Source organism: Bradyrhizobium jicamae, assembly GCF_018130695.1.
Classification (GTDB): Bacteria; Pseudomonadota; Alphaproteobacteria; order Rhizobiales; family Xanthobacteraceae; genus Bradyrhizobium; species Bradyrhizobium jicamae_B.
In genome coordinates, this window is record NZ_JAFCJX010000032.1 from 41,334 (window position 1) to 60,604 (window position 19,271).

Genomic DNA, 19,271 nt, shown 5'->3' on the forward strand with positions numbered 1-19,271 from the left:
CGTGCCCACCATCACGATCACGCCGCAGATGGTGGGCACGTCGCTTCGCTCCTTTGCCCACCCTACGATTCTGGTTCAATTATCAAACAGCAATGCGCATATGCGTCCGCATTCTCGCGGCGCATTCCGCCCGAGTTTTCCATCTCGTTCCGCCCTCTCTTGAGATAGAGGGCGCAGGGGAAGCCAGGTGCACGCTTGCACCTGCGGTCTCGCGCGCAATGGCAACTCAAGGAAGTGCGCGCACGAGCATACAGGCGAAGCGGAGGCATCCCGGCTTCCCCTGCGCGATGGCTTTACGGCTTATACGTGCTCGCCCCGGCGAGACCTGCTTGGGTGTCACCGTCATCCCCGGGGAATTTTCATCCCCCACGAACTTGCCACCAGCATTGGGGCGGCAGGCCCACACGACTTCGCCGTACGCCTTGCGCACACACATCTATTGCACGCGCAGCGTCCACCGCATCCCGGCCCACGTTCGTGACATTGCGCAACGCCCCTCAGAGGGTGGGATGGGGCATATATAGCATAATCAGAATTTTGTACAAGACGAAATATTTTTGCGTCGAGGCCTTGCGCCGTCGGGCAAATCAGCGGTCTAATAAAAGAGGAATCGTAGGGCGGATTAGCCGAAGGCGTAATCCGCCGACCGGCATCGCGGCAAGGAATGGCGGATTACGCTGGCGCTAATCCGCCCTACGGAATCTTTCCGGGTCAATAACAATACGACACCCCGTCCAGCACCGGACAGCGCGCGCGGCGCGGATCGCTCGGGTTCTCCATCGGCGCCATGCCCTTGCCGTCGCCTTTGCCGACAAACACGCCTTGCCCGACCACGACGGAGGATTTGTTGCCGATGATCACGCTCGGATGCGGCGAGACCGTGCTCGAGCGCGTGCCGTCGCTCCAGATGATCGCATCGCCAGCGAGCATGCCGCGCCGCCCGTCGTCGCAACTCACGTCGACCCCCGCTTTGGTGCAGGATTGCGCCAGCGCCGGTGCGGATACCGAGGCGGCCGCGAGGCCAAGCAGGATGGCGCCGATGAGCGTCCGGATCGTGGTCATGTCATTCCCCTCGCTGATTTGCGCCGGCCGATTGACCAATCGTCGGCCAAACCGCCCGTCCGGTTCAACCCGCGACCGTCGCCGCGCCGGCCGTAGCCAATAATTATCCAATATTTTCAATCGTTTGTGGAAATTTCCGACCCGAGCCCCGCGCTCCCTTGCAAAATCCGCCCCGGCCCTTCAAGAGAGGCCCTCCGGAGAGATGGCCGAGTGGCTTAAGGCGCACGCTTGGAAAGCGTGTGTGCGGGAAACCGTACCGTGGGTTCGAATCCCACTCTCTCCGCCAGACTTTCTCCCGGTCCGGCGGAAGCCAATCGGACAGCCCCAACAATCGTCAAAGTTGTTTGTAGGCCGTTCTCGCCCGTTGAGGGGCGCTGCTTCGCCGTATACCCTCCTAGGTTGCGATCGATTGTTCGACACCAAATTGTTGCGGTGCTTTATTGGCGGGGAAGTTGGATATGCCCATTCCTCTTGGTGAACTCGTTGATTTTCTAAGGAAAGATCCGGCCCTCCTACTTGGCGCCGGTGCTTCAATCCCTTCAGGAGCTCCAACAGGTGCGGCTCTTGCACATACTCTTTGGAAGAAAGTCGCAAACTCCGAGCCCATCAGCGACGATCTCTTGGAAACGACCAGCATCTTATGTCGTCGCCACGGCAGATCAGCTGTTGTCGAGGAGATCAAGAATATCTTGCGCCCACTAAGGCCTACTGGCGGATTGCTTGGCCTCCCAAATGTTGAGTGGGGAGCAATCTTTACCACAGACTTCGATCAACTCGTCGAGGCAGCATATCGCCGGCACAATAAGCAGCTAACGGTTTTCCGTTCAAATTATGATTTCACCCGGAAAGAAGATGCTTCGGGTCATCGCCTCTACAAAATTCATGGCTGCATTTCGCAAGATCGGTCGAATGGCGACAAATCATCGCTGCTTTTGACTGAAGATGACTATGACGATCACAAGGCATTCCGTCAGGCCAGTTTCGTAGAGCTGGAAAGAACGTTGCTACAGTCCGATGTTTTGATCATCGGACAATCGCTAAGAGATCGTCATCTGCAAGACTTGGTGAAGGAGGTTCTGAAGTCGAAGGCCCAAGGCACGGAAGGACAGGTGTACTTGCTGGCATATGACCGAGACGATCTGCGGGCTCAAATGCTGGAAGATCGGGGGGCCAAAGTCGCATTTGGTGGGATCGACGAGTTAATGCATGCCTTTGCGCAGGGAAGCAGTGTGATTCCGGCGTCAACGCAGGTCGATGACAACAACGAGACGCTTCTACCCTTGGGGCTGGTCAGCACCGTAAGGGATGTTTCCATTGAGGTTGAGCAGCCAGCGAATGTCGTTCGTATGTTTAACGGTGGTCCGGCCACCTATTCAGATATCACAGCAAATCTAACCTTCGAACGAGATCACGAGCGCTCTGTCTTGGAGGCATTTGCGAGCGTTGAAATCGCCGTCGCGATTCTAACGGGAGCGGCGGGCGTGGGCAAAACGACTCTAGCAAGGAAAATCGCATCTGGATTCCGTAAGCTGGGCTATACGGCTTGGGAGCATAAAAATGAGTTCGTCTTTAGGCACAAAGCCTGGCTTGAGACGGAGGCACAATTGCGCTCGTCCGGAGCAAGAGGTCTGCTAGTCTTGGATGAATGTACTCACTTTATGAAGGAGGTGAATAACCTCCTTGATGCCCTATCAACGATCGACAAGCCTGCGCTCCAAATATTGGCCACGGCTAATTCCGCTCAATGGACGCCGCGCATCAAGACTCGAAATTTCTTTGCTCGTGGCCAGCACATTGTTTTGTCGAGCTTGAGTGAAAATGAAATGCGGTCTCTTCTAAATCTATTGGAGAATAGCAAGCCGATTTCCGACCTTGTTCAGACCGAATTTAAGCGAGAGACTAGAAACAAACAGTTTGAACGACTGCGTCAAAAATGTAGCGCAGACATGTTCGTCTGTTTGAAGAACATATTTGCAAATGAGAATTTGGATACAATTCTTCTGCAGGAGTATGATCTCCTAGCTGAGCCCTTGCAAGAGTATTACCGATTTGTGGCGGCTCTTGAGGCGGTCGGTACACGCGTGCATCGGCAGCTCATACTCCGGATGCTGGGCATCTCGGCGAGCGAAGTCGCGGCGGTGCTCAATGGATTGTCGGGTATTGTCGACGAATTTGACATCAAGCCGTCGCGGGGTATCTACGGATGGTCAACGCGGCATCTCGTAATTGCTCAGAAGATTACGGAATACAAGTTTTCGCACGTTGACGAGCTAACAAGGCTCTTCGACCAAATTATCGACAACATCAATCCTCTCGAGCCACTTGAGCTCCAAAGCATCCGGGCCATCTGCGACACAGAGTTTGGGATCGCTCGGATCGGAGATGGCGCTACCCGCGAACGCCTGTATCGACGGCTTGTTTCGATTGTTCCTGCTGAACGGATACCGTGGCACCGACTAATCCGGGAAAGGCTAGATCAGAATGACATCGTCGAAACGGAATACTTGATTCGAGATGCGGCCGAGGCGGCCGGCGCGGACTCTCCGATTGATCGATATAGGGTCAGACTGTTGGTGTTGAGATCAAGCGAAACGCCGGGTATTTCTCTTGGTGACAGGCTCGCTTTGCTACGCAAAGCCTTCGAGCTTGCAACGACCAATATTGATCGGCACAAATTGGACAAGTATTCGTATCGGGAGCTATGCCACGTCGCGATTGAACTCAACAAGCGCGGAGAGAACGCGGCATACATGGATGAAGCCATCGCTCGCATGCGCGAAGGATGCGCGCTCATAATGGATCCCGATCTTGATCGGATGCTGCAACGGTTTGAGGCGGTGCGCGCCAAGATGCATTGATCCTTCGATGTACCTTCAACCCGGCTTGGTCTGCATGTAGCCGACGGCGTAGATGCTGCCATCCTTCTATGAAATGGATTCCTTGTTGCCGCTAGGGCAGTGTTGAGTGTCCCGACGTGCACTTGGCGCTCTCACGCCAAGTGCCTCTCTCCACCAGCATCGCAATCCCCACCAAGAACGACGCCTTGTTCGAGGGCAGGAACGCCGCCACCTTGGCGATCTCGTCCGGCTGCTCGACGCATTCAGATTTCTTTTCACCTCGGCGCGGATCGGGTCTTCGGTACGGCTTCGTTATGGGGCGCCTGGTCCGGGCGGTTGACGAATAAGCGAAGCATCGGAGTATCGACGACACCGTCTTTCGCGGAACCGCGCAGACTACCTTGGCTTCACCGCCCTTCCTCTCTACACTCCACCCATGCCCAAACCCGAAAGCTTCCCGATCGACAAGATCTACGTTCCCGTGAAGCGGAAGAAGGCGCTCAGGCCCGATCTGGTTCAGGAGATCGCCGAGAGCATCATGGAGATCGGGCAACAGGAGCCCATTCTCGTCCGGCGCGACGAGGAGCGCTTCGTGCTGATCGAGGGGCTGCATCGGTTCGAGGCCTGCAAGGCGCTGGGTGAAGCGACCATCATCGGATTGCTGGTCGCGGCCGAGGATACTCACCCAACCAAACTCCATTTGCATGAAAGTGCGGAGGTGGAAGCCGAGCGCGAGAAGATCGCGCGATTGAAAAAACTTCGTCTCGAAAGGGAGGCGGCCGAGCAATTGGCCGTAGGCGCGCGAGCCGTCAAGGCAACGAATCCGTCGGATCGCTTGCAAGGTCGACCGGAGAAGGCGCGTCGGGACAGTCTCAAGGTGACAGGGCGGCCGTCGGAAGCTTCCAGGCCCAAAACCCTGTCGGATTGGATCACGCAACAAAAGCGCGACGGAGGACGCTACTGATCGCTGAGACATGCAGCGACTCGCGGCGTATCGGCGGTCTTCCAGCGGCGTAAGCTTCCCCCTCGTCCGTGGGCTCCTGCGTCAGCTAAAGCGCGATGAAATCAGGTTGAATCGTCATCGCGCTTTAGCTCTTTGTTTGAGCATGATCTTTTCGGAAAACCGCTTCACACTTTTCCGGATCATGCTTTAGCGCGCAATAACCACACTTCGTTCGACGAAATCCGCGAGATGGGCGGGCAGCTCGACGCCGTAGGTGGCGCAGCGGCTTTGTAGCTCCTGCGCGACCGTTGCGGAAACATCCTCGATCCAGTGTTCGAGCGTGTTGAAGGCTACGACCTGAATTGGTTCGAACAGCGGGCCGTCCAACATGCCACTGAGAACCGCTTCGAGATCGGCGAATTCCACCTTCGCGGGGCTGGCGACACTTTCCATCAGCCGTGGCTCGTCGATGACCAGGTAAAGGGTTTGATCGGCGCCATAGGGCACCTCGGAAAGGGACAAGGAAACCGGCATGATCCGAAACCTCGCTTGCTGAAATTCAGCCTGCGAGAGCAACGGGAAAATCCGGCAATGGTTCCAATGTCCGCCGGACAGGAGCGGTCGGGCGATCCCATACTTAAGTCGAGACGCCGGTGAGCTCGCATACGTCGCGACGATGCGAGCTCGGCCAGGCAGCGGCGTCATTCGCGACGCCGGCTCTTACGTGCGCGCCGTCAGTTCAGACGGCGCTGATTAGTCGGCGGAGATGGTCTTGCCCTTGCCGCGATCGGTGGTCGGCGAGGTGATGGTGATGTTGCCGTGCTTGTCGACGGTGACGATCGGACGGCAGCCGCCGGACGCGGCAGCGATCTCGTCGTCGGCGAGCAGGCGAAACTCGTGGGCGATGTGTGCAGTCGAGGTCATTGCAATCTCCATTGGGGTCATGGTGACTGGAGGATCCCGTCATCCGGGAGCCACCATGCCGCGCCGGCGAGCGGCGTGCTGTGAGCTTGGTCACGCCGGCTGCGAGGCGCGGGACTATTTGCGCCGGCGCGCCTTCCGGCATGAAAAAAGCGGGGCCTCTTTCGAGAGCCCCGCTTCGTAGCCACTTCGCTGGAAGAAGGTCTAGTGTTTTTGGCTGGTACCACCGAGCGTCGCCGGCACCGTGATGTGCTTGATGATCCATTGCAGGATGTCGGAGAGCGTGTCCGATCCGGACTTGCCGGTGTTGGTCATGCCTCCGCTCACGGTTTCCAGCTCGTCGCCGGTCAGCTCCTTGATCATGTTCTGCATCGCCGTCTCCATGGACCGATCAGAACAGGTCGATGATCGCGCTGATGCAGTAGCCGATGCCGCCGGTCAGGCCGCCACCGACCGCGCCGGGGCCGGCACCGACGCCGCCGACGGCCGCGCCGCCCAGGGCACCGGTCGCGGCACCGCCCGCGACGGCTCCGAGAAAGCCCTTCCAGCTCCATTCGCCGGCGGCCACCGGGTCGAGTTCCTCGATCGAGAGCTCGCGATGGGCCATATCCTCATTCACAATCGTCATGTCAGTGCTCCATTGATGTGATGGCACGGGACCACCCCGCAACCGGGAGACAGGTTGCCGGCTTTATTCCCGCCCGGCTGTGAGAGACATCACGCCACGCGCGGACGCGTGTGACGCGCGGCACGCTCGCAATTGACAGGGGCCGCGTGTTGCGGCGTGGAACCAAATCGCCGCGTTCGCCTTATCCGCGCATGAGACTGTCGAGGTCCGCGAAGGTGGAGATCATCGCAGGCTGTGCGGTCGCGATCGCGCTGACCGCGACGCTGTACTACGCCTATCTGGCCTGGCTGCTCGCGGCACCGGATTGAAGTGGGGCGCTCGACACAGTGGAGGGTATCAGGCCCGGCGCCCATCCGTGGCTTAGCCAATCGACTCCGACGTCTTGATCTCACTGCGGCCGGCTTGCGGAATCGATGGTCGCGGCACCTTAAAGAGGAGTTCGGTTACCGCATCGACACCGGTCTCGAATCCGCTGCGATAGCCGGCGCGATAGAGCAGTACGGCTGCGAGGATGCTGCAGAACGTCAGGGCGGCGCTTTCCATGTCATTCTCCGTTACAGCTCGGACCTGCCCCGCCCCGCATTTGCCATAGCATCTGCGGCTTACCGGCAGCTGACGCCGATCTTGTCTCATCTTTTCAACGTTGCAGCCCTCGACCGCCGTCGAAGACGGGGTAGAGTGATACGGAACAAACCCAAGAAAAGCCTGATGGGAGAAACACATGCCCAACGTGTCGCGCCGGCCGTTCTTGCGACTCGCGCTCGGCGCCGCCGTTGCCCCGCTGGTCTCGCGTGCCCTGCGTGCCGACACGTTTCCGACCCGGCCGATCACCATCATCGTGCCGTTTGCGGCGGGCGGGCCGACCGACGTGCTGGCGCGGATCCTCGCCGAATATATGCGCGGCAGCCTCGGCCATCCCGTGGTGGTCGAGAACATCACGGGTGCCTCGGGTACGGTGGCGGGCCTGCGGGCGGCGCGTGCGGCGGCGGACGGCTATACCATCACGATCGGGCATTGGGGCACGCATTGCCTGAACGGCGCGATCTATCAGCTGCAATATGATGTGCGCGAGTTTGCGCCGATCGCGCTGATCGCAAGCGGCCCGCAGCTGATCATCGCCCGGCCCGACCTGCCGGCGAAGAATCTGAAGGAGCTGATCGGCTGGCTGAAGAGCAATGCCAGCAAGGCGACGGCGGGCACCGCAGGCCCGGGCTCCGGCGCGCATGTCGCCGGCGTGTTCTTCCAGCAGCTCACCGATACCAATTTCTCGTTCGTGCCCTATCGCGGCGCGGGTCCGGCGCTGAACGACCTGATGGCCGGGCATATCGACATCATGTTCGACCAGGCGTCGAACTCGCTGGCGCAGGTCAAGAGCGGCACGGTGAAGGCCTATGCCGTCACCTCATCGTCGCGCCTGCCATCGGCGCCGGAGATTCCGACCGTCGATGAAGCGGGATTGCCGGGGCTCTACATCGCCTATTGGCACGGCCTGTGGGCGCCGAAGGGCACGCCGGCCGAGATCGTCGCAACGCTCGGCGCCGCGGTGCGCACGGCGCTTGCCGAACCCGCGGTGCGGCAGCGTTTCCTGGAGCTGGGGCAGGAAATTCCTGCGCCCGACAAGCAGAGTGGTGATGCGCTGCGCGCGCATCAGGCGGCGGAGATCGAGAAATGGTGGCCGATCGTCAAATCGGCCAACATCAAGCCGGAGTAGACGACGTCGCGTCGCTCAGGCGGCCTCGCGCTCCGACCTCACGGCATTGCAATCGTAGCAGCGAAACACCCGCACCGCTTCGTGCTTCGCCGTCGCCGGCAACGCGGCCAGCAGCTTCATGCGATGTCCGCAGGCTTCACATGTGCAAGTCACTTCTTCGCGCATTCGCTGTTCACCCGTCGGCATCGTACGCTCCCCACGCTACCGTCCCACAGAGTCACGCCCCACAATGTAATCCTGCGGCGCATTGCGGCGTAACCGTGATTTGCCCGCCCCGTAGCAGTACGGGCTTGCTCGCCGATGTTTTGACAAACTGCCGAAGATTCGCGGAACTGATATGCTTATCCCGCAAGGGGCTGTGCGCTTTGTGCCACTAGAGCTCCGTTCCGATGAAATCGGAACAGAGCTCTAGCTTCTCTTTTTTACGCGTTTTCTTCACGCGAACCGGTGCCCACTTCGCCGGAAAACGCTTTGAGCCGCAGTTTTGCGGAGGACCTTTCGGATCGCGACGACGTTGGAACGGAATCGAGCCTGGCGAGACATCGGCATGAAATGGACACTGGTTCTGACGTTGTACGCAATGGGTATGGCTTCGCCATCGTTGGCGCAGGAGCCGCGCGCGGGCGAGCAGGCCTTCAACAATTCCTGTCGCACCTGCCACACGGTCAAGGAGGGCGACAACCGCGCCGGCCCGAGCCTGCATGCGATCGTCGGACGCAAGGCCGGCACCGTGCCGAACTTCGCCTACACCGAGGCGATGAAATCCGCCGACTTCGTCTGGGACGAAGACAAGCTCGCGCGCTTCATCGAGGATCCCGAGGCGATGGTGTCGGGCAATCGCATGAAGCCCTACACCGGCGTGCGCTCGGCGGAGGATCGCGCGAAGATCGTGGCGTTCCTGAAATCGTCCGGGCCATGATCGGTCGTCGCAGCAACAATCTGTAACACGGCCGGCGACGTCTCCGCACGTGGATCATGCCGATCGGCCTTCGCCCAAATTCAGCAATTTCTGTCAAACGAGCGATTTCCGCGCGTGATATTGGCCTGCGCGCAACAATCCCAGGCAGGGCAGAGCATGCAGGTCGCTGATCTCGTCGTCGGCTTTTCGTCACGAAGCAAGTCCCTGTTGGGCGCGCTCATCCTGTTCACGTCGATCCATTCCGGCACCGCGAGCGCACAGCGCGCCGAGACGGTCTGGCCGACTGCGCAATGGCAGACGTCGACGCCGGAAGAGCAGGGCATGGATTCGGCCGCATTGGAAAAACTGGTCGCATCCGGCATCCCGCGCAGCTTCGACAGCCTGCTGGTGACGCGCCATGGCCGCATCGTGCTCGATGCCTATTACGCGCCGTACACCGCCGACATGCCGCATGTGATCAACTCCTCGACCAAGGCGGTGGTCGCGACCTTGCTGGCGATGGCCTACAAGGATGGCCTCCTGGATCGTCTCGATCACCCGGCGATGGATTTCTTTTCCGATCGCAACATCGCCAATCTCGACGAGCGCAAGAAGGCGATCACGGTTCAGCATCTGCTCAACATGACGTCCGGCCTCGAATGGGACGAAGGTTATGTTGGCGGCCGCGAGCAATCGATGCGCGACATGACCGCGAGTTCGGACTGGGTCCAGTTCATCCTCGATCGCCCGATGGCGCATGCGCCGGGCGAGGTGTTTTATTACAACAGCGGCGGCTCGCAGCTGCTGTCCGCAATCGTCGGCAAGATCACCGGCAAGAACACCGCCGACTATGCGCAGGAAAAGCTGTTCGGTCCGCTCGGGATCGCGCGGCCGGCATGGCGGCGCGATCCGCAGGGCGTTCCGACCGGCGGCTTCGGCCTTGCGATGCGGCCGCGGGACATGGCCAGGATCGGCTATCTCTATCTGCGCAAGGGCGCGTGGGACGGCAAGCAATTGCTGCCGGCGGATTTCCTCGCGGCCGTCAACCATGCCACCGTGGACATGAAGGCGCGATTTGAGCCCGCGCTGCGTTACGCCGACCAGTTCTGGGCCCTTCCCGACAAGCCCGTCTTCATGTCGGTCGGCTATCACTGCCAGGTGGTCATGGTGCTGCCCGAGCGCGACATCGTCGCGGTGATGACGGCGAGCAATTTCTGCGAGTTCGGCAGGCTGGCCGATGAGATTTCCGGCGCCGTCAAATCCGAGTCTGCGTTGCCGGCCGACACGGTCGCAGCGGAGCAACTGGCCAAGGCGGTCGCCGACGTCGCCACGGAGAAACCGACGCCGGTCGGCGCTGTGCCAACGCTCGAAGCCGAGATTTCGGGCAAGACCTACAAATTCTCCGACAATGCGTCGGGCATCAAGACAATGACGCTGTACCTCGCCGGCGAGAATCCGCATTACCTCGTGGAGACGGCCGCCGGCGATCCCGCGCTCCGCCGCCTCGACGGGCCGATCGGCCTCGATGGACTGTACCGCAAGAGCGCGCCGGGTATCCTCGGCCTTCGCGCCGCCAAGGGCACGTGGAAGGACGAGCACACGTTCGTCATCGATCTGCAATTCGTCGGCGGCGGCAACGCCTCGACATGGACGCTTACCTTCGACGGCGACAAGGTCGCGTTGCGCAGCAAGGAGCGGGACGGACGCGAGGCGCAGGCGGACGGGACGTCGGGCGGCTAGAGCATGATCCGGAAAAGTGTGAAGCGGTTTTCCCTCGCGACAAACGCGGAACGCGTTTGCGCGGAGATCATGCTCAAACAAAAACCTAAAGCGCGATGACGATTCAACCTAACCTCATCGCGCTTTAGAACTCCAGCGCCGCGTTGTCGACCACCTCCTTCATGACGAAGAAGGTGCGGGTCTGCCGCACGCCGGGCAGCGCGATCAGCGGGTTGCCGTGGATGCGGTTGAAATCCTCCATGTCGCCGACGCGGATTTTCAGGAAATAGTCGAAGTCGCCGGCGACGAGGTGGCAGTCGAGCACGAATTTCAGTTTCGCCACGGCCTGCTCGAAGCTGGCAAAGCTTTCCGGCGTCGAGCGGTCGAGCACGACGCCGACCATGACCAGCGTGCCCTTGCCGACCTTGCGCGGCGCGATCATGGCGCGGACGCCACTGATGAAGCCCTCGTCAAACAGCGCTTGCGTGCGGCGATGGCAGGTGGCGGGGCTGACGCCGACCTGCTCGGCCAGCTCGGCGTTGCTCAGCCGGCCGTTATTCTGCAGCAATCGCAATATCTTGAGGTCGGTTCGGTCGAGTCGGGAGGCCATGGAAGAATCTTTCGCCTCTGAGCTAAATCTTGAGAGAAATAGTTATCATATTGGCTGAGTGGAATAAAGATCGCGAAGTTTATGAGCGAAATTCGAGAGCACCTCTTCCGCCATTGATGATAGGGCTCACCGCCGACACCACCATCAACGGGGATGCAAAGGCCATGCAGCTGGAAAAATTCGCGCGCTATCCGCTCACCTTCGGACCGACCCACATCGAGAAGCTGGACCGGCTGTCCAAGCATCTCGGCGGCAAGGTCGAGCTCTATGCCAAGCGCGAGGACTGCAATTCCGGTCTCGCCTATGGCGGCAACAAGCTGCGCAAGCTCGAATACATCATTCCCGATGCGATCGCCTCCAACGCCGACACGCTGGTCTCGATCGGCGGCGTGCAGTCGAACCACACCCGCATGGTCGCGGCCGTCGCGGCCAAGATCGGCATGAAGTGCCGCCTGGTGCAGGAAAGCTGGGTGCCGCACGAGGACGCCGTCTACGACCGCGTCGGCAACATCCTGCTGTCGCGCGTGATGGGCGCCGATGTGCGCCTGGTCGATGACGGTTTCGACATCGGCATCCGCAAGAGCTGGGAGCAGGCGATCGAGGAAGTGAAGGCCGCCGGTGGCAAGCCCTACGCGATTCCGGCCGGCGCCTCCGTGCACAAATTCGGCGGCCTCGGCTATGTCGGCTTCGCCGAAGAGGTGCGCGCGCAGGAGAAGGAACTCGGCTTCAAGTTCGATTACATCGTGGTCTGCACCGTCACCGGCTCGACCCATGCCGGCATGCTGGTCGGCTTCGCCGCCGACGGCCGTGCGCGAAAGGTGATCGGCATCGATGGCTCGTTCACGCCCGCGCAGACCAAGGCGCAGGTGCTGTCGATCGCCCAGAACACGGCCAAGCTCGTTGAGCTCGGCCAGGATCTCGTCGCCGACGACGTCGTGCTGATCGAGGACTACGCCTATCCGGCCTATGGCGTGCCGTCGGACGAGACCAAGGAAGCGATCCGCCTCGCCGCCAAGCTCGAGGGCATGATCACCGACCCCGTCTACGAGGGGAAATCGATGCAGGGCATGATCGACCTCGTGCAGAAGGGCTACTTCCCCGCCGGCTCCAAGGTGCTCTACGCCCATCTCGGCGGCGCGCCCGCGCTCAACGGCTACGCCTACGCGTTCCGCAACGGCTAGCCGCTGCGTCGTCCGTAAGGCCCACGTCAGGTTGCGTCGCTATCCTCGCTCCGCCAACCGGGGCGGGGAGAGCAACATTTGCGGATGATGAGCGCATTCGGCCGGGCTGTCGTCACGCTCGGCATCGGGCTGCTCTGCGTCGCGCACGGCTATTGGTCCTACCAGGATCCTTCCCAGCTCTCGCGCGTCCGCACCTGGGAAATGCCGCTTGAACTGTACGTCGGCATCTTCCTGGTCGGCGTTGGCACCCACGCCGTCGCCTTCTGGTGCTGGTTCAACTATCTGCGGCGCCCGCGGGATGCGGCGTCCTCGTCAGTCGACCCGTCAAAATAGGCTCAGCGCTGTACAACCGCGCGTTGACATTCTTGGAACAAAATGGGAACATTGTGCGGTAACCTGAGGGTGCAGGTTAGGGTGCAGGTGCCTTCCGTGTCCCGCGGTGATGTTTCGCGCAAGAGGGAAGGTCAATCGGCGCCTCACCACTTGCGCGGGAATTTTGTGACCCCGTAAGATGAGCCGTGGCCGGGGGGTAACGCGTGATGAGAACTGGAATTTGGGCGGTCGTTGCGGCCGCGTGGCTTGTCTTGTCCGTGACGGCAACGGAGGCCCGCGGTCCCTACGGGTCGATCACCGTCGGCAAGTGGCAAGGCGGCGCCTACACCAACGACAAGAACGGCGCCTTCACCCACTGCTCGGCCGGCACGTCCTACCAGAGCGGCATTTATTTCGCGGTCTCGATTGGCGAGAACGGAGGCTGGCAATTGGGCTTTGCTCATGACAGTTGGCGGTTGACGCCCGGCGAAGCCTTTCCGCTGACGCTGACGTTCGACGGCCAACCGGCTTTCAATGTTTACGGCAGGCCCCTTGCCGAAAAGCTCGTCGCCGTCGATCTGCCCGTGACGTCGGCGCTGGTCACGCAGTTTCGCAAGGCGCGCCAGATGTCAGCCTTTGCCCAGGGGCAGCTGTTTCAGTTCAATCTGGATCAGACCGCGCAACTGCTGCCGGCGCTGCTCAACTGCGTCATGACCGTGAAGAAGAACGGTGTCGCCAATGCCGGCGAGTTTGCGGTGGCGGCGAAGCCGGCGGCCGCGCCGCCGTCGCAGGCCACACCTGATGCGTCACCCAAGGGCCAACGCAAGTCCGGCGGCGGTTTCGGCACCGGCTTCGTGATCAGCAACAGCGGCCACATCGTCACCAATCATCATGTCATCGATGGCTGTAGCGAAATCTCGGGCAATCTGAACGGCGAAGCGCCGGTCAAGCTGCGGTTGGTGTCGGGCGACGAGACCAATGATCTTGCGCTGCTGCAGGCGCCGAGCCCTTTCAAGGACTATGCCGTGATCAAGACCAATTCCATTCAGGTTGGCCAGGGCGTCGTCGCGATCGGCTATCCCTATCACGGCCTGCTGACATCGGATTTCACGGTGACCACGGGCATCGTCAGTTCGCTGAGCGGCATCCTCAATGACACGCGCTACCTGCAAACCAGCGCTGCGGTCCAGCCAGGCAACAGCGGCGGACCCTTGCTCGATGTCAATGGCGCGATTGCCGGCGTGGTCTCGGGCAAGCTTGATGCGATCAAATTCGCACGTGCGACCGGCAACATCCCCGAGAACATCAACTTCGCCATCAAGACCGGCGCGCTGCGCGATTTCCTCGACAACAGCGCGGTGCCCTATCGTCTCGCCGAAACGCAGGAGCGCAAGGAAACCGCCGACATTGCCAAGGCTGCGCGTGCGTTTACGCTGCTGATCACCTGCAAGGTCGCCGAGCAGAGCGCGACTGCGAAGAAGCCGGGGAATTGAGGATTTCGTAGCCCGGATGGAGCGAAGCGAAATCCGGGAATCGTGCCGCATTTGACAAAACCCGGATTACGCTGCGCTCCATCCGGGCTACGGCACCTGTTCCGGGGCGATCGGACGCGCTCACCCCCGCCGCATCGTATGCAGCGTCACCTCGGCGGGACAATTCAGCCGCACCGGCGACAGGCTGGTGCCGGCGCCGCGGGAGGTGTACCCGGCCAGCTGTGCGTGGCGCCAGGCGCCGGCACCCATGTGGCGCGGCAGCCGCGCCTCGAGCTTGATGGCGATGCCGCTGGGCAGACAGAGTTGGCCGCCATGGGTGTGGCCGCTCAGCATGAGGTCGAAGCCGGCGTCCGCAGCCTCGCGGTAGGATTCCGGCGTGTGCGCGAGCAGGACCGAGAAGGTGTCACGCGGAATTCGCGCTGCAGCTTTCGCAATGTCATCAGCGCGGTAGAAATGCGCATCGTCGATGCCGGCGAGATGGATCGTCTCATCGCCGCGCGCGATCGACTCGGATTCGTTGAACAGCATCCTTATGCCCATCGCCTCCAGCGCCGGCGTCATGCGGATGCTGTCGTGATTGCCGAGGATGCCGTAGAGCGGCGGCTTCAATTGCGCGCACAGTTCCTGCATCAGCAGGAGGCTCTTGTCGAACCAGCCAAAGGTGCGGCCGCGATAGTCGCCGGTCAGAACGCAGATGTCATAGGCGATGTCGCCGGCGAAACTGGTCAGATGCCGCATCGCGCCGACGCTGATATCGGCATGGAGATCGCTGATCTGCAGGATGGTGAAGCCGTCGAAGCCCGGCGGCAGATGCGGGCACGTCACGGTGTTCCGCTCGATCAGCACGCGATCGGCGTTGCGCCGCGCCCGGCCGTAGAGGCCGGCGAGCTTCAGCGCGGTGTCGACCACCACAGGCGCCACGCGCCAGTTTTCGAGATTGAACACCAGCGTGCCCTGGCCGAACAGCTGCGCCTCGTGCTCGGTCTCGACCGCAAGCCGCCGCGCGACGTGATCGTGGCCGATCCGCGCGATCAGTGTGTCGAGATTGTCGTCCGTCATGATCAGTCGTCAGCGTCTTGCGTCCGGCGCGACCATAGCATGGGCGACGCGCGCCCGCGCAATCGCGGCGGAACGCTTCAGACGACGGGCACGCGCCTGGCCGCGACTGCGGCCGGCGAGATCACCTCGATGTCGAGCGGCACCTGCCAGCGCTCGGTGAAGCGCACGGCGGGTGGCGCGTTGCTGCCTCGCGCACCGTCCAGCACAAAGCCCTCGTAACCGGCGTTCATCACCTCATTGCACCTCTGCACATAGACCGGGAAGCCGCCGATATACGGCATGAAGACGCGGGGACGGCCGGGGATGTTGGTGCCGACATACCAGGAGCTGCAGGTCGAGCGCAGCGACACCGTCGAGACGTCGTTGACATGGGCGACCCAGGCATCCTCGTCCGCGCGCACCGGCTCGATCGTGTCAGCGCCGACATCGCGCATGTGACTGAGGCAGTCGGCAAGCCAGTCGACATGCTGCTCGATCGCCTGGATCATGCTGGCCAGCACCGACGGGCTGCCGGGGCCGGTGATCATGAACAGATTCGGAAAGCCTGCGGTCGCAATTCCAAGATAGGCCCGCGGTCCGGCGCGCCATTTCTCCGCCAGCGTCCGCCCGCCGCGACCGGTGATCGCAATCTTGTCGAACGAGCCGGTCATCGCGGCAAAGCCGGTCGCAGCGACGATGGCATCGACCTTGTATTCGGTGCCATCGACGACAATCCCATCGGAGGTGAAGCGCTCGATCGGCGTCTTCGACACATCGACCAGTTTGACATGCGGCAGATTGTAGGTCTCGAAATAGCCGGTATCGACACAGAGCCGCTTGCAGCCGAAGACGTTCTGCGGACACAGCAGCTCCGCCGTCGCCGAGTCTTTCACGATGCCGCGGATCTTCTCCCGGGCAAAGTCGGCGATGGTGTCGTTCGCTGCCTTCTCGAACAGCAAATCACCGTAGGCGCCGAGGAACGGCAGCCCGCCGCGTTGCCACGCAGCCTCATATTGCGCTTCGCGCTGTTCGGCGCTCGCTTGCAGCGCAGGCTGAATGTTGAATGGAAAATAGAACCCGGTCGGCCGCGCCCGCGCTTTCGCGCGCAGCTCCGGATAATGGGTCTTGGCTTCCTTCAGGTACTCCGCCGACAGCGCCTCGTTCCACGCCGGCACCGACCAGGTCGCGGTGCGCTGGAAGACGGTGAGCGCCTTGGCCTGCTGCGCGATGATCGGGATCGACTGGATCGCCGACGAGCCGGTGCCGATCACGCCGACGCGGAGGCCCGTGAAGTCGACGCCGTCATGCGGCCATTCGCCGGTGTGGTAGATCGGCCCGCGGAAATCGTCCATGCCTGCAAAGGCCGGCCGGTTCGGCGCCGACAGGCAGCCGACCGCCATGATGCAGAATTGTGCGGTGACCTCGTCGCCGCGATCGGTTTCGATCCGCCATCTGTTCGTCGTCTCGTCGAAGGTCGCGGCGGTGACGCGGGTGTCGAACCGGATATCGCGCCGCAGGTCGAATCGATTAGCGACATGGTTGGCGTAGGCGAGAATCTCCGGCTGCGGTGAGTACTTCTCCGACCAGTTCCATTCCTGGTCGAGCTCCTCGGAGAACGAGAAGGAATATTGCAGGCTCTCGACGTCGCAGCGGGCGCCGGGATAGCGATTCCAGTACCAGGTGCCGCCGACCCCACCGCCGGCCTCGTAGACTCGCGCCGAGAAGCCGAGCCCGCGCAGCCGGTGCAGCATGTACATCCCGGCAAAACCCGCGCCGACCACGACGGCATCGAACGCTCCGCTTTCGGCAGGTCGCGCGTGACCGCGCGCAGCACGTCCCTCGGCCATGGCCTGTTTCATCCCTATCGTTTGTTGCGGGAAGATTAGGGCGACGAGGTCGCCCCTCGCAAGCAACCGGACTGCCGTGCCGGGTATGGCTCCCATGCTGCCATGGGCAAAGCCGCGGTATTGGGGCGCGGGCTGGACGGTTCAGCCGTCCGTCGTCCGCACCAGGGTGAGCAGTTGATCGCCGTAATGCTCGAGCTTCTTGTCGCCGATCCCGGCGATGCCGCGCAGCTCGTTCAGCGTGCCCGGCCGCACGGCGGCGATGCCGTCGATGGTGGAATCATGCAGCACGACGTAGGCCGGCACGCCGCGTTCGCGCGCGACCTCGGAGCGCCAGGCGCGCAGCGCGGCGTGCAGCGCCGGATTGGCCGCGGCGCTGTGGGCGCCGCTTGCAGGCGCGAGCTCCCCGCGGCGCGACTTGCCGCGGACCGCGCGGTTGCGCGCGCCCTCCGGCTGCTCGCGCAGCATCACCGCCGTTTCGCCCTTGAGCACGCCGCGCGCGCTGTCGGTCAGCTTCAGCGCGTTGAAGGCCTCGCTGTCGGCGCGCAGATGACCCATCGCCACCAGCTGGCGCAGCACCGCGCGCCATTGCTTCTCGTTGAGCTCGCGGCCGATGCCGAACACGGACAGCTTGTCGTGGTTGAATTGCTGGACGCGCTCGGTGAGGCGGCCGACCAGCACGTCGATCAGGTGCATCGCGCCAAAGCGCTGCCCGGTGCGGTAGACGCAGGACAGCAGCTTCTGCGCCAGCACCTTGCCGTCGCGCACTTTCGGCGGCGTCAGGCAGTTGTCGCAATTGCCGCAGCTCCCGGTGTCCCGCGTCTCGCCGAAATAGCCGAGCAGCCGTTGCCGGCGGCAATGCACGGTTTCGGCCAGGGCCACCAGCGCGTCGAGCTTGCCGATCGAGACGCGCTTGAACGCGTCGGAGCCGGTCGATTCGTCGATCATGCGGCGCTGCTGCACGATGTCTGACAGCCCATAGGCCATCCATGCCGTGGACGGCTTGCCGTCACGCCCGGCGCGCCCGGTCTCCTGGTAATAGGCCTCGATGCTCTTGGGCAAATCGAGATGCGCGACGAAGCGCACGTCGGGCTTGTCGATGCCCATGCCGAAGGCGATCGTGGCGACGATCACGATGCCGTCCTCATTGAGGAAGCGATCCTGGTTTCGGGCGCGCACACCAGCGTCGAGCCCGGCGTGATAGGGCAGGGCGGTGATGCCGGCATCGCTCAGGGCAGAAGCAACGTCCTCGACCTTGGCGCGCGACAGGCAGTAGACCACGCCGGCATCGCCGGCATGGCGCTCGGCAATCACATTCTTCAGCTGCGTCACCGCATTCTGCTTGTCAACGATCTCGTAGCGGATGTTGGGGCGATCGAAGCTCGCGACGAATTGCGGCGCGTCCGTCAACGAAAGCCGCTCGGCGATCTCCTTGCGCGTCATCGCATCGGCGGTGGCGGTCAGCGCGATGCGCGGCACGTCGGGGAAACGTTCGGCCAGCGCGGAGAGGCCGATATATTCCGGGCGGAAGTCGTGGCCCCATTGCGACACGCAATGCGCCTCGTCGATCGCAAACAGCGCGATGTTGGCTTGACCCAGCAGGTTGAGGCAGCGCGGCGTCAAGAGGCGCTCGGGCGCGACATAGAGCAGGTCGAGATCGCCGGCGAGCAGGCGGCGCTCGACCTCGTTGGCTTCCTCGTAAGACAGCGTCGAGTTCAGCACCGCTGCATTGACGCCGGCCTCGACCAGCCCCGCGACCTGGTCGCGCATCAGCGCGATCAGCGGCGAGACCACGACGCCGCAACCGTCGCGCAAGAGCGACGGTAGCTGGTAGCACATCGACTTGCCGCCGCCGGTCGGCATCAGAACCAGGCAATTGCCGCCCTCGGCGACGTGGCGGATGATTTGCTCCTGCGCGCCCCGAAAGCCCGGCAGACCGAAGACGTGGTTGAGCACGGAGAGGGCGCGGGCCCCGATATCGGGCTCCTGGTCGCGGGCGGCAGAGATGGGCATGCGAGAGGGCGTATCCGATGACGCGCCGGGCGCGTCCGGTGGAACCGGAATCGTCCGCGGC

At 62.2% G+C, this 19,271-nt stretch carries 18 protein-coding genes and 1 tRNA gene; 9 read left to right on the forward strand and 10 right to left on the reverse strand.

Annotation, left to right across the window (positions count from 1 at the left end; translation table 11 throughout):
• Positions 1 to 711: 711 nt before the first annotated feature.
• On the reverse strand, positions 712 to 1,062 hold the full coding sequence (locus JQ604_RS33945) for a hypothetical protein (RefSeq protein ID WP_212365079.1): 351 nt from the start codon (positions 1,060 to 1,062) through the stop codon (positions 712 to 714).
• A 196-nt stretch (positions 1,063 to 1,258) separates the two neighbouring features.
• On the opposite strand from JQ604_RS33945, the gene JQ604_RS33950 reads away from it, so the two are divergent.
• From JQ604_RS33950 to JQ604_RS33960, 3 genes are all read left to right on the forward strand, one after another.
• Positions 1,259 to 1,348, forward strand: a tRNA-Ser gene (locus JQ604_RS33950).
• A 172-nt stretch (positions 1,349 to 1,520) separates the two neighbouring features.
• Positions 1,521 to 3,920: an SIR2 family protein gene (locus tag JQ604_RS33955; RefSeq protein ID WP_212365080.1), complete on the forward strand. Its 2,400-nt coding sequence runs from the start codon at positions 1,521 to 1,523 to the stop codon at positions 3,918 to 3,920.
• A 415-nt stretch (positions 3,921 to 4,335) separates the two neighbouring features.
• Complete coding sequence (locus JQ604_RS33960; protein ID WP_212365081.1) at positions 4,336 to 4,863, forward strand: ParB N-terminal domain-containing protein; 528 nt, start codon at positions 4,336 to 4,338, stop codon at positions 4,861 to 4,863.
• Positions 4,864 to 5,049: 186 nt separating this feature from the next.
• Here the strand turns inward: JQ604_RS33960 and JQ604_RS33965 are convergent, their stop codons facing one another.
• From JQ604_RS33965 to JQ604_RS33985, 5 genes are all read right to left on the reverse strand, one after another.
• On the reverse strand, positions 5,050 to 5,547 hold the full coding sequence (locus JQ604_RS33965) for a hypothetical protein (RefSeq protein WP_249159073.1): 498 nt from the start codon (positions 5,545 to 5,547) through the stop codon (positions 5,050 to 5,052).
• Between the two features lie 48 nt (positions 5,548 to 5,595).
• Entirely contained in the window at positions 5,596 to 5,766 is a 171-nt protein-coding gene (locus JQ604_RS33970; protein ID WP_212365082.1) for a hypothetical protein, read from the reverse strand.
• A 201-nt stretch (positions 5,767 to 5,967) separates the two neighbouring features.
• Positions 5,968 to 6,135 carry a hypothetical protein gene (locus JQ604_RS33975; RefSeq protein WP_212365083.1) on the reverse strand — a complete coding sequence of 56 codons (168 nt, stop codon included), beginning with the start codon at positions 6,133 to 6,135 and terminating at the stop codon, positions 5,968 to 5,970.
• A gap of 19 nt (positions 6,136 to 6,154) precedes the next feature.
• Positions 6,155 to 6,391 carry a hypothetical protein gene (locus tag JQ604_RS33980; protein ID WP_212365084.1) on the reverse strand — a complete coding sequence of 79 codons (237 nt, stop codon included), beginning with the start codon at positions 6,389 to 6,391 and terminating at the stop codon, positions 6,155 to 6,157.
• Between the two features lie 360 nt (positions 6,392 to 6,751).
• On the reverse strand, positions 6,752 to 6,934 hold the full coding sequence (locus JQ604_RS33985) for a hypothetical protein (protein ID WP_212365085.1): 183 nt from the start codon (positions 6,932 to 6,934) through the stop codon (positions 6,752 to 6,754).
• A 178-nt stretch (positions 6,935 to 7,112) separates the two neighbouring features.
• On the opposite strand from JQ604_RS33985, the gene JQ604_RS33990 reads away from it, so the two are divergent.
• From JQ604_RS33990 to JQ604_RS34000, 3 genes are all read left to right on the forward strand, one after another.
• A complete protein-coding gene (locus JQ604_RS33990) occupies positions 7,113 to 8,102 on the forward strand; it encodes a tripartite tricarboxylate transporter substrate-binding protein (protein WP_212365086.1) in 990 nt (329 codons plus the stop codon).
• A gap of 547 nt (positions 8,103 to 8,649) precedes the next feature.
• Entirely contained in the window at positions 8,650 to 9,021 is a 372-nt protein-coding gene (locus JQ604_RS33995) for a c-type cytochrome (protein ID WP_249159074.1), read from the forward strand.
• Between the two features lie 156 nt (positions 9,022 to 9,177).
• A complete protein-coding gene (locus JQ604_RS34000) occupies positions 9,178 to 10,740 on the forward strand; it encodes a serine hydrolase domain-containing protein (RefSeq protein WP_212365087.1) in 1,563 nt (520 codons plus the stop codon).
• 124 nt (positions 10,741 to 10,864) lie between these two features.
• On the opposite strand, the gene JQ604_RS34005 is transcribed toward JQ604_RS34000, so the two are convergent.
• Positions 10,865 to 11,329, reverse strand: coding sequence for an Lrp/AsnC family transcriptional regulator (locus JQ604_RS34005; RefSeq protein WP_212365088.1), 465 nt, complete (start codon positions 11,327 to 11,329; stop codon positions 10,865 to 10,867).
• A 164-nt stretch (positions 11,330 to 11,493) separates the two neighbouring features.
• Between JQ604_RS34005 and JQ604_RS34010 the strand changes: the two genes are divergently transcribed.
• The 3 genes from JQ604_RS34010 to JQ604_RS34020 all read left to right on the forward strand — a co-directional run bounded on the left by JQ604_RS34010 (position 11,494) and on the right by JQ604_RS34020 (position 14,315).
• Positions 11,494 to 12,510, forward strand: coding sequence for a 1-aminocyclopropane-1-carboxylate deaminase (locus tag JQ604_RS34010; RefSeq protein ID WP_212365089.1), 1,017 nt, complete (start codon positions 11,494 to 11,496; stop codon positions 12,508 to 12,510).
• Between the two features lie 87 nt (positions 12,511 to 12,597).
• Positions 12,598 to 12,843: a hypothetical protein gene (locus JQ604_RS34015; RefSeq protein WP_212365090.1), complete on the forward strand. Its 246-nt coding sequence runs from the start codon at positions 12,598 to 12,600 to the stop codon at positions 12,841 to 12,843.
• Between the two features lie 257 nt (positions 12,844 to 13,100).
• Entirely contained in the window at positions 13,101 to 14,315 is a 1,215-nt protein-coding gene (locus JQ604_RS34020; protein WP_349631178.1) for a S1C family serine protease, read from the forward strand.
• A gap of 120 nt (positions 14,316 to 14,435) precedes the next feature.
• Here JQ604_RS34020 and JQ604_RS34025 read toward each other — a convergent pair whose 3' ends face one another.
• From JQ604_RS34025 to recQ, 3 genes are all read right to left on the reverse strand, one after another.
• Positions 14,436 to 15,374 (reverse strand): metallophosphoesterase, encoded by a 939-nt coding sequence (locus tag JQ604_RS34025; protein ID WP_212365092.1) that lies wholly within the window; start codon positions 15,372 to 15,374, stop codon positions 14,436 to 14,438.
• 77 nt (positions 15,375 to 15,451) lie between these two features.
• Positions 15,452 to 17,200 carry a flavin-containing monooxygenase gene (locus JQ604_RS34030; protein WP_212365093.1) on the reverse strand — a complete coding sequence of 583 codons (1,749 nt, stop codon included), beginning with the start codon at positions 17,198 to 17,200 and terminating at the stop codon, positions 15,452 to 15,454.
• A gap of 141 nt (positions 17,201 to 17,341) precedes the next feature.
• Positions 17,342 to 19,210, reverse strand: coding sequence for a DNA helicase RecQ (gene recQ / locus JQ604_RS34035; RefSeq protein WP_212365094.1), 1,869 nt, complete (start codon positions 19,208 to 19,210; stop codon positions 17,342 to 17,344).
• Positions 19,211 to 19,271: the final 61 nt, after the last annotated feature.

Coding starts and splice junctions, on each gene's coding strand:
- JQ604_RS33965 (WP_249159073.1), bottom strand. CDS start 5,547: ATGACGCCGCTGCCTGGCCGAGCTCGCATCGTCGCGACGTATGCGAGC.
- JQ604_RS33960 (WP_212365081.1), top strand. CDS start 4,336: ATGCCCAAACCCGAAAGCTTCCCGATCGACAAGATCTACGTTCCCGTG.
- JQ604_RS33995 (WP_249159074.1), top strand. CDS start 8,650: ATGAAATGGACACTGGTTCTGACGTTGTACGCAATGGGTATGGCTTCG.
- JQ604_RS34010 (WP_212365089.1), top strand. CDS start 11,494: ATGCAGCTGGAAAAATTCGCGCGCTATCCGCTCACCTTCGGACCGACC.
- JQ604_RS33955 (WP_212365080.1), top strand. CDS start 1,521: ATGCCCATTCCTCTTGGTGAACTCGTTGATTTTCTAAGGAAAGATCCG.
- JQ604_RS33985 (WP_212365085.1), bottom strand. CDS start 6,934: ATGGAAAGCGCCGCCCTGACGTTCTGCAGCATCCTCGCAGCCGTACTG.
- JQ604_RS33945 (WP_212365079.1), bottom strand. CDS start 1,062: ATGACCACGATCCGGACGCTCATCGGCGCCATCCTGCTTGGCCTCGCG.
- JQ604_RS34005 (WP_212365088.1), bottom strand. CDS start 11,329: ATGGCCTCCCGACTCGACCGAACCGACCTCAAGATATTGCGATTGCTG.
- JQ604_RS33975 (WP_212365083.1), bottom strand. CDS start 6,135: ATGCAGAACATGATCAAGGAGCTGACCGGCGACGAGCTGGAAACCGTG.
- JQ604_RS34030 (WP_212365093.1), bottom strand. CDS start 17,200: ATGGCCGAGGGACGTGCTGCGCGCGGTCACGCGCGACCTGCCGAAAGC.
- JQ604_RS34025 (WP_212365092.1), bottom strand. CDS start 15,374: ATGACGGACGACAATCTCGACACACTGATCGCGCGGATCGGCCACGAT.
- JQ604_RS33990 (WP_212365086.1), top strand. CDS start 7,113: ATGCCCAACGTGTCGCGCCGGCCGTTCTTGCGACTCGCGCTCGGCGCC.
- JQ604_RS33970 (WP_212365082.1), bottom strand. CDS start 5,766: ATGACCTCGACTGCACACATCGCCCACGAGTTTCGCCTGCTCGCCGAC.
- JQ604_RS33980 (WP_212365084.1), bottom strand. CDS start 6,391: ATGACGATTGTGAATGAGGATATGGCCCATCGCGAGCTCTCGATCGAG.
- JQ604_RS34015 (WP_212365090.1), top strand. CDS start 12,598: ATGAGCGCATTCGGCCGGGCTGTCGTCACGCTCGGCATCGGGCTGCTC.
- recQ (WP_212365094.1), bottom strand. CDS start 19,210: ATGCCCATCTCTGCCGCCCGCGACCAGGAGCCCGATATCGGGGCCCGC.
- JQ604_RS34000 (WP_212365087.1), top strand. CDS start 9,178: ATGCAGGTCGCTGATCTCGTCGTCGGCTTTTCGTCACGAAGCAAGTCC.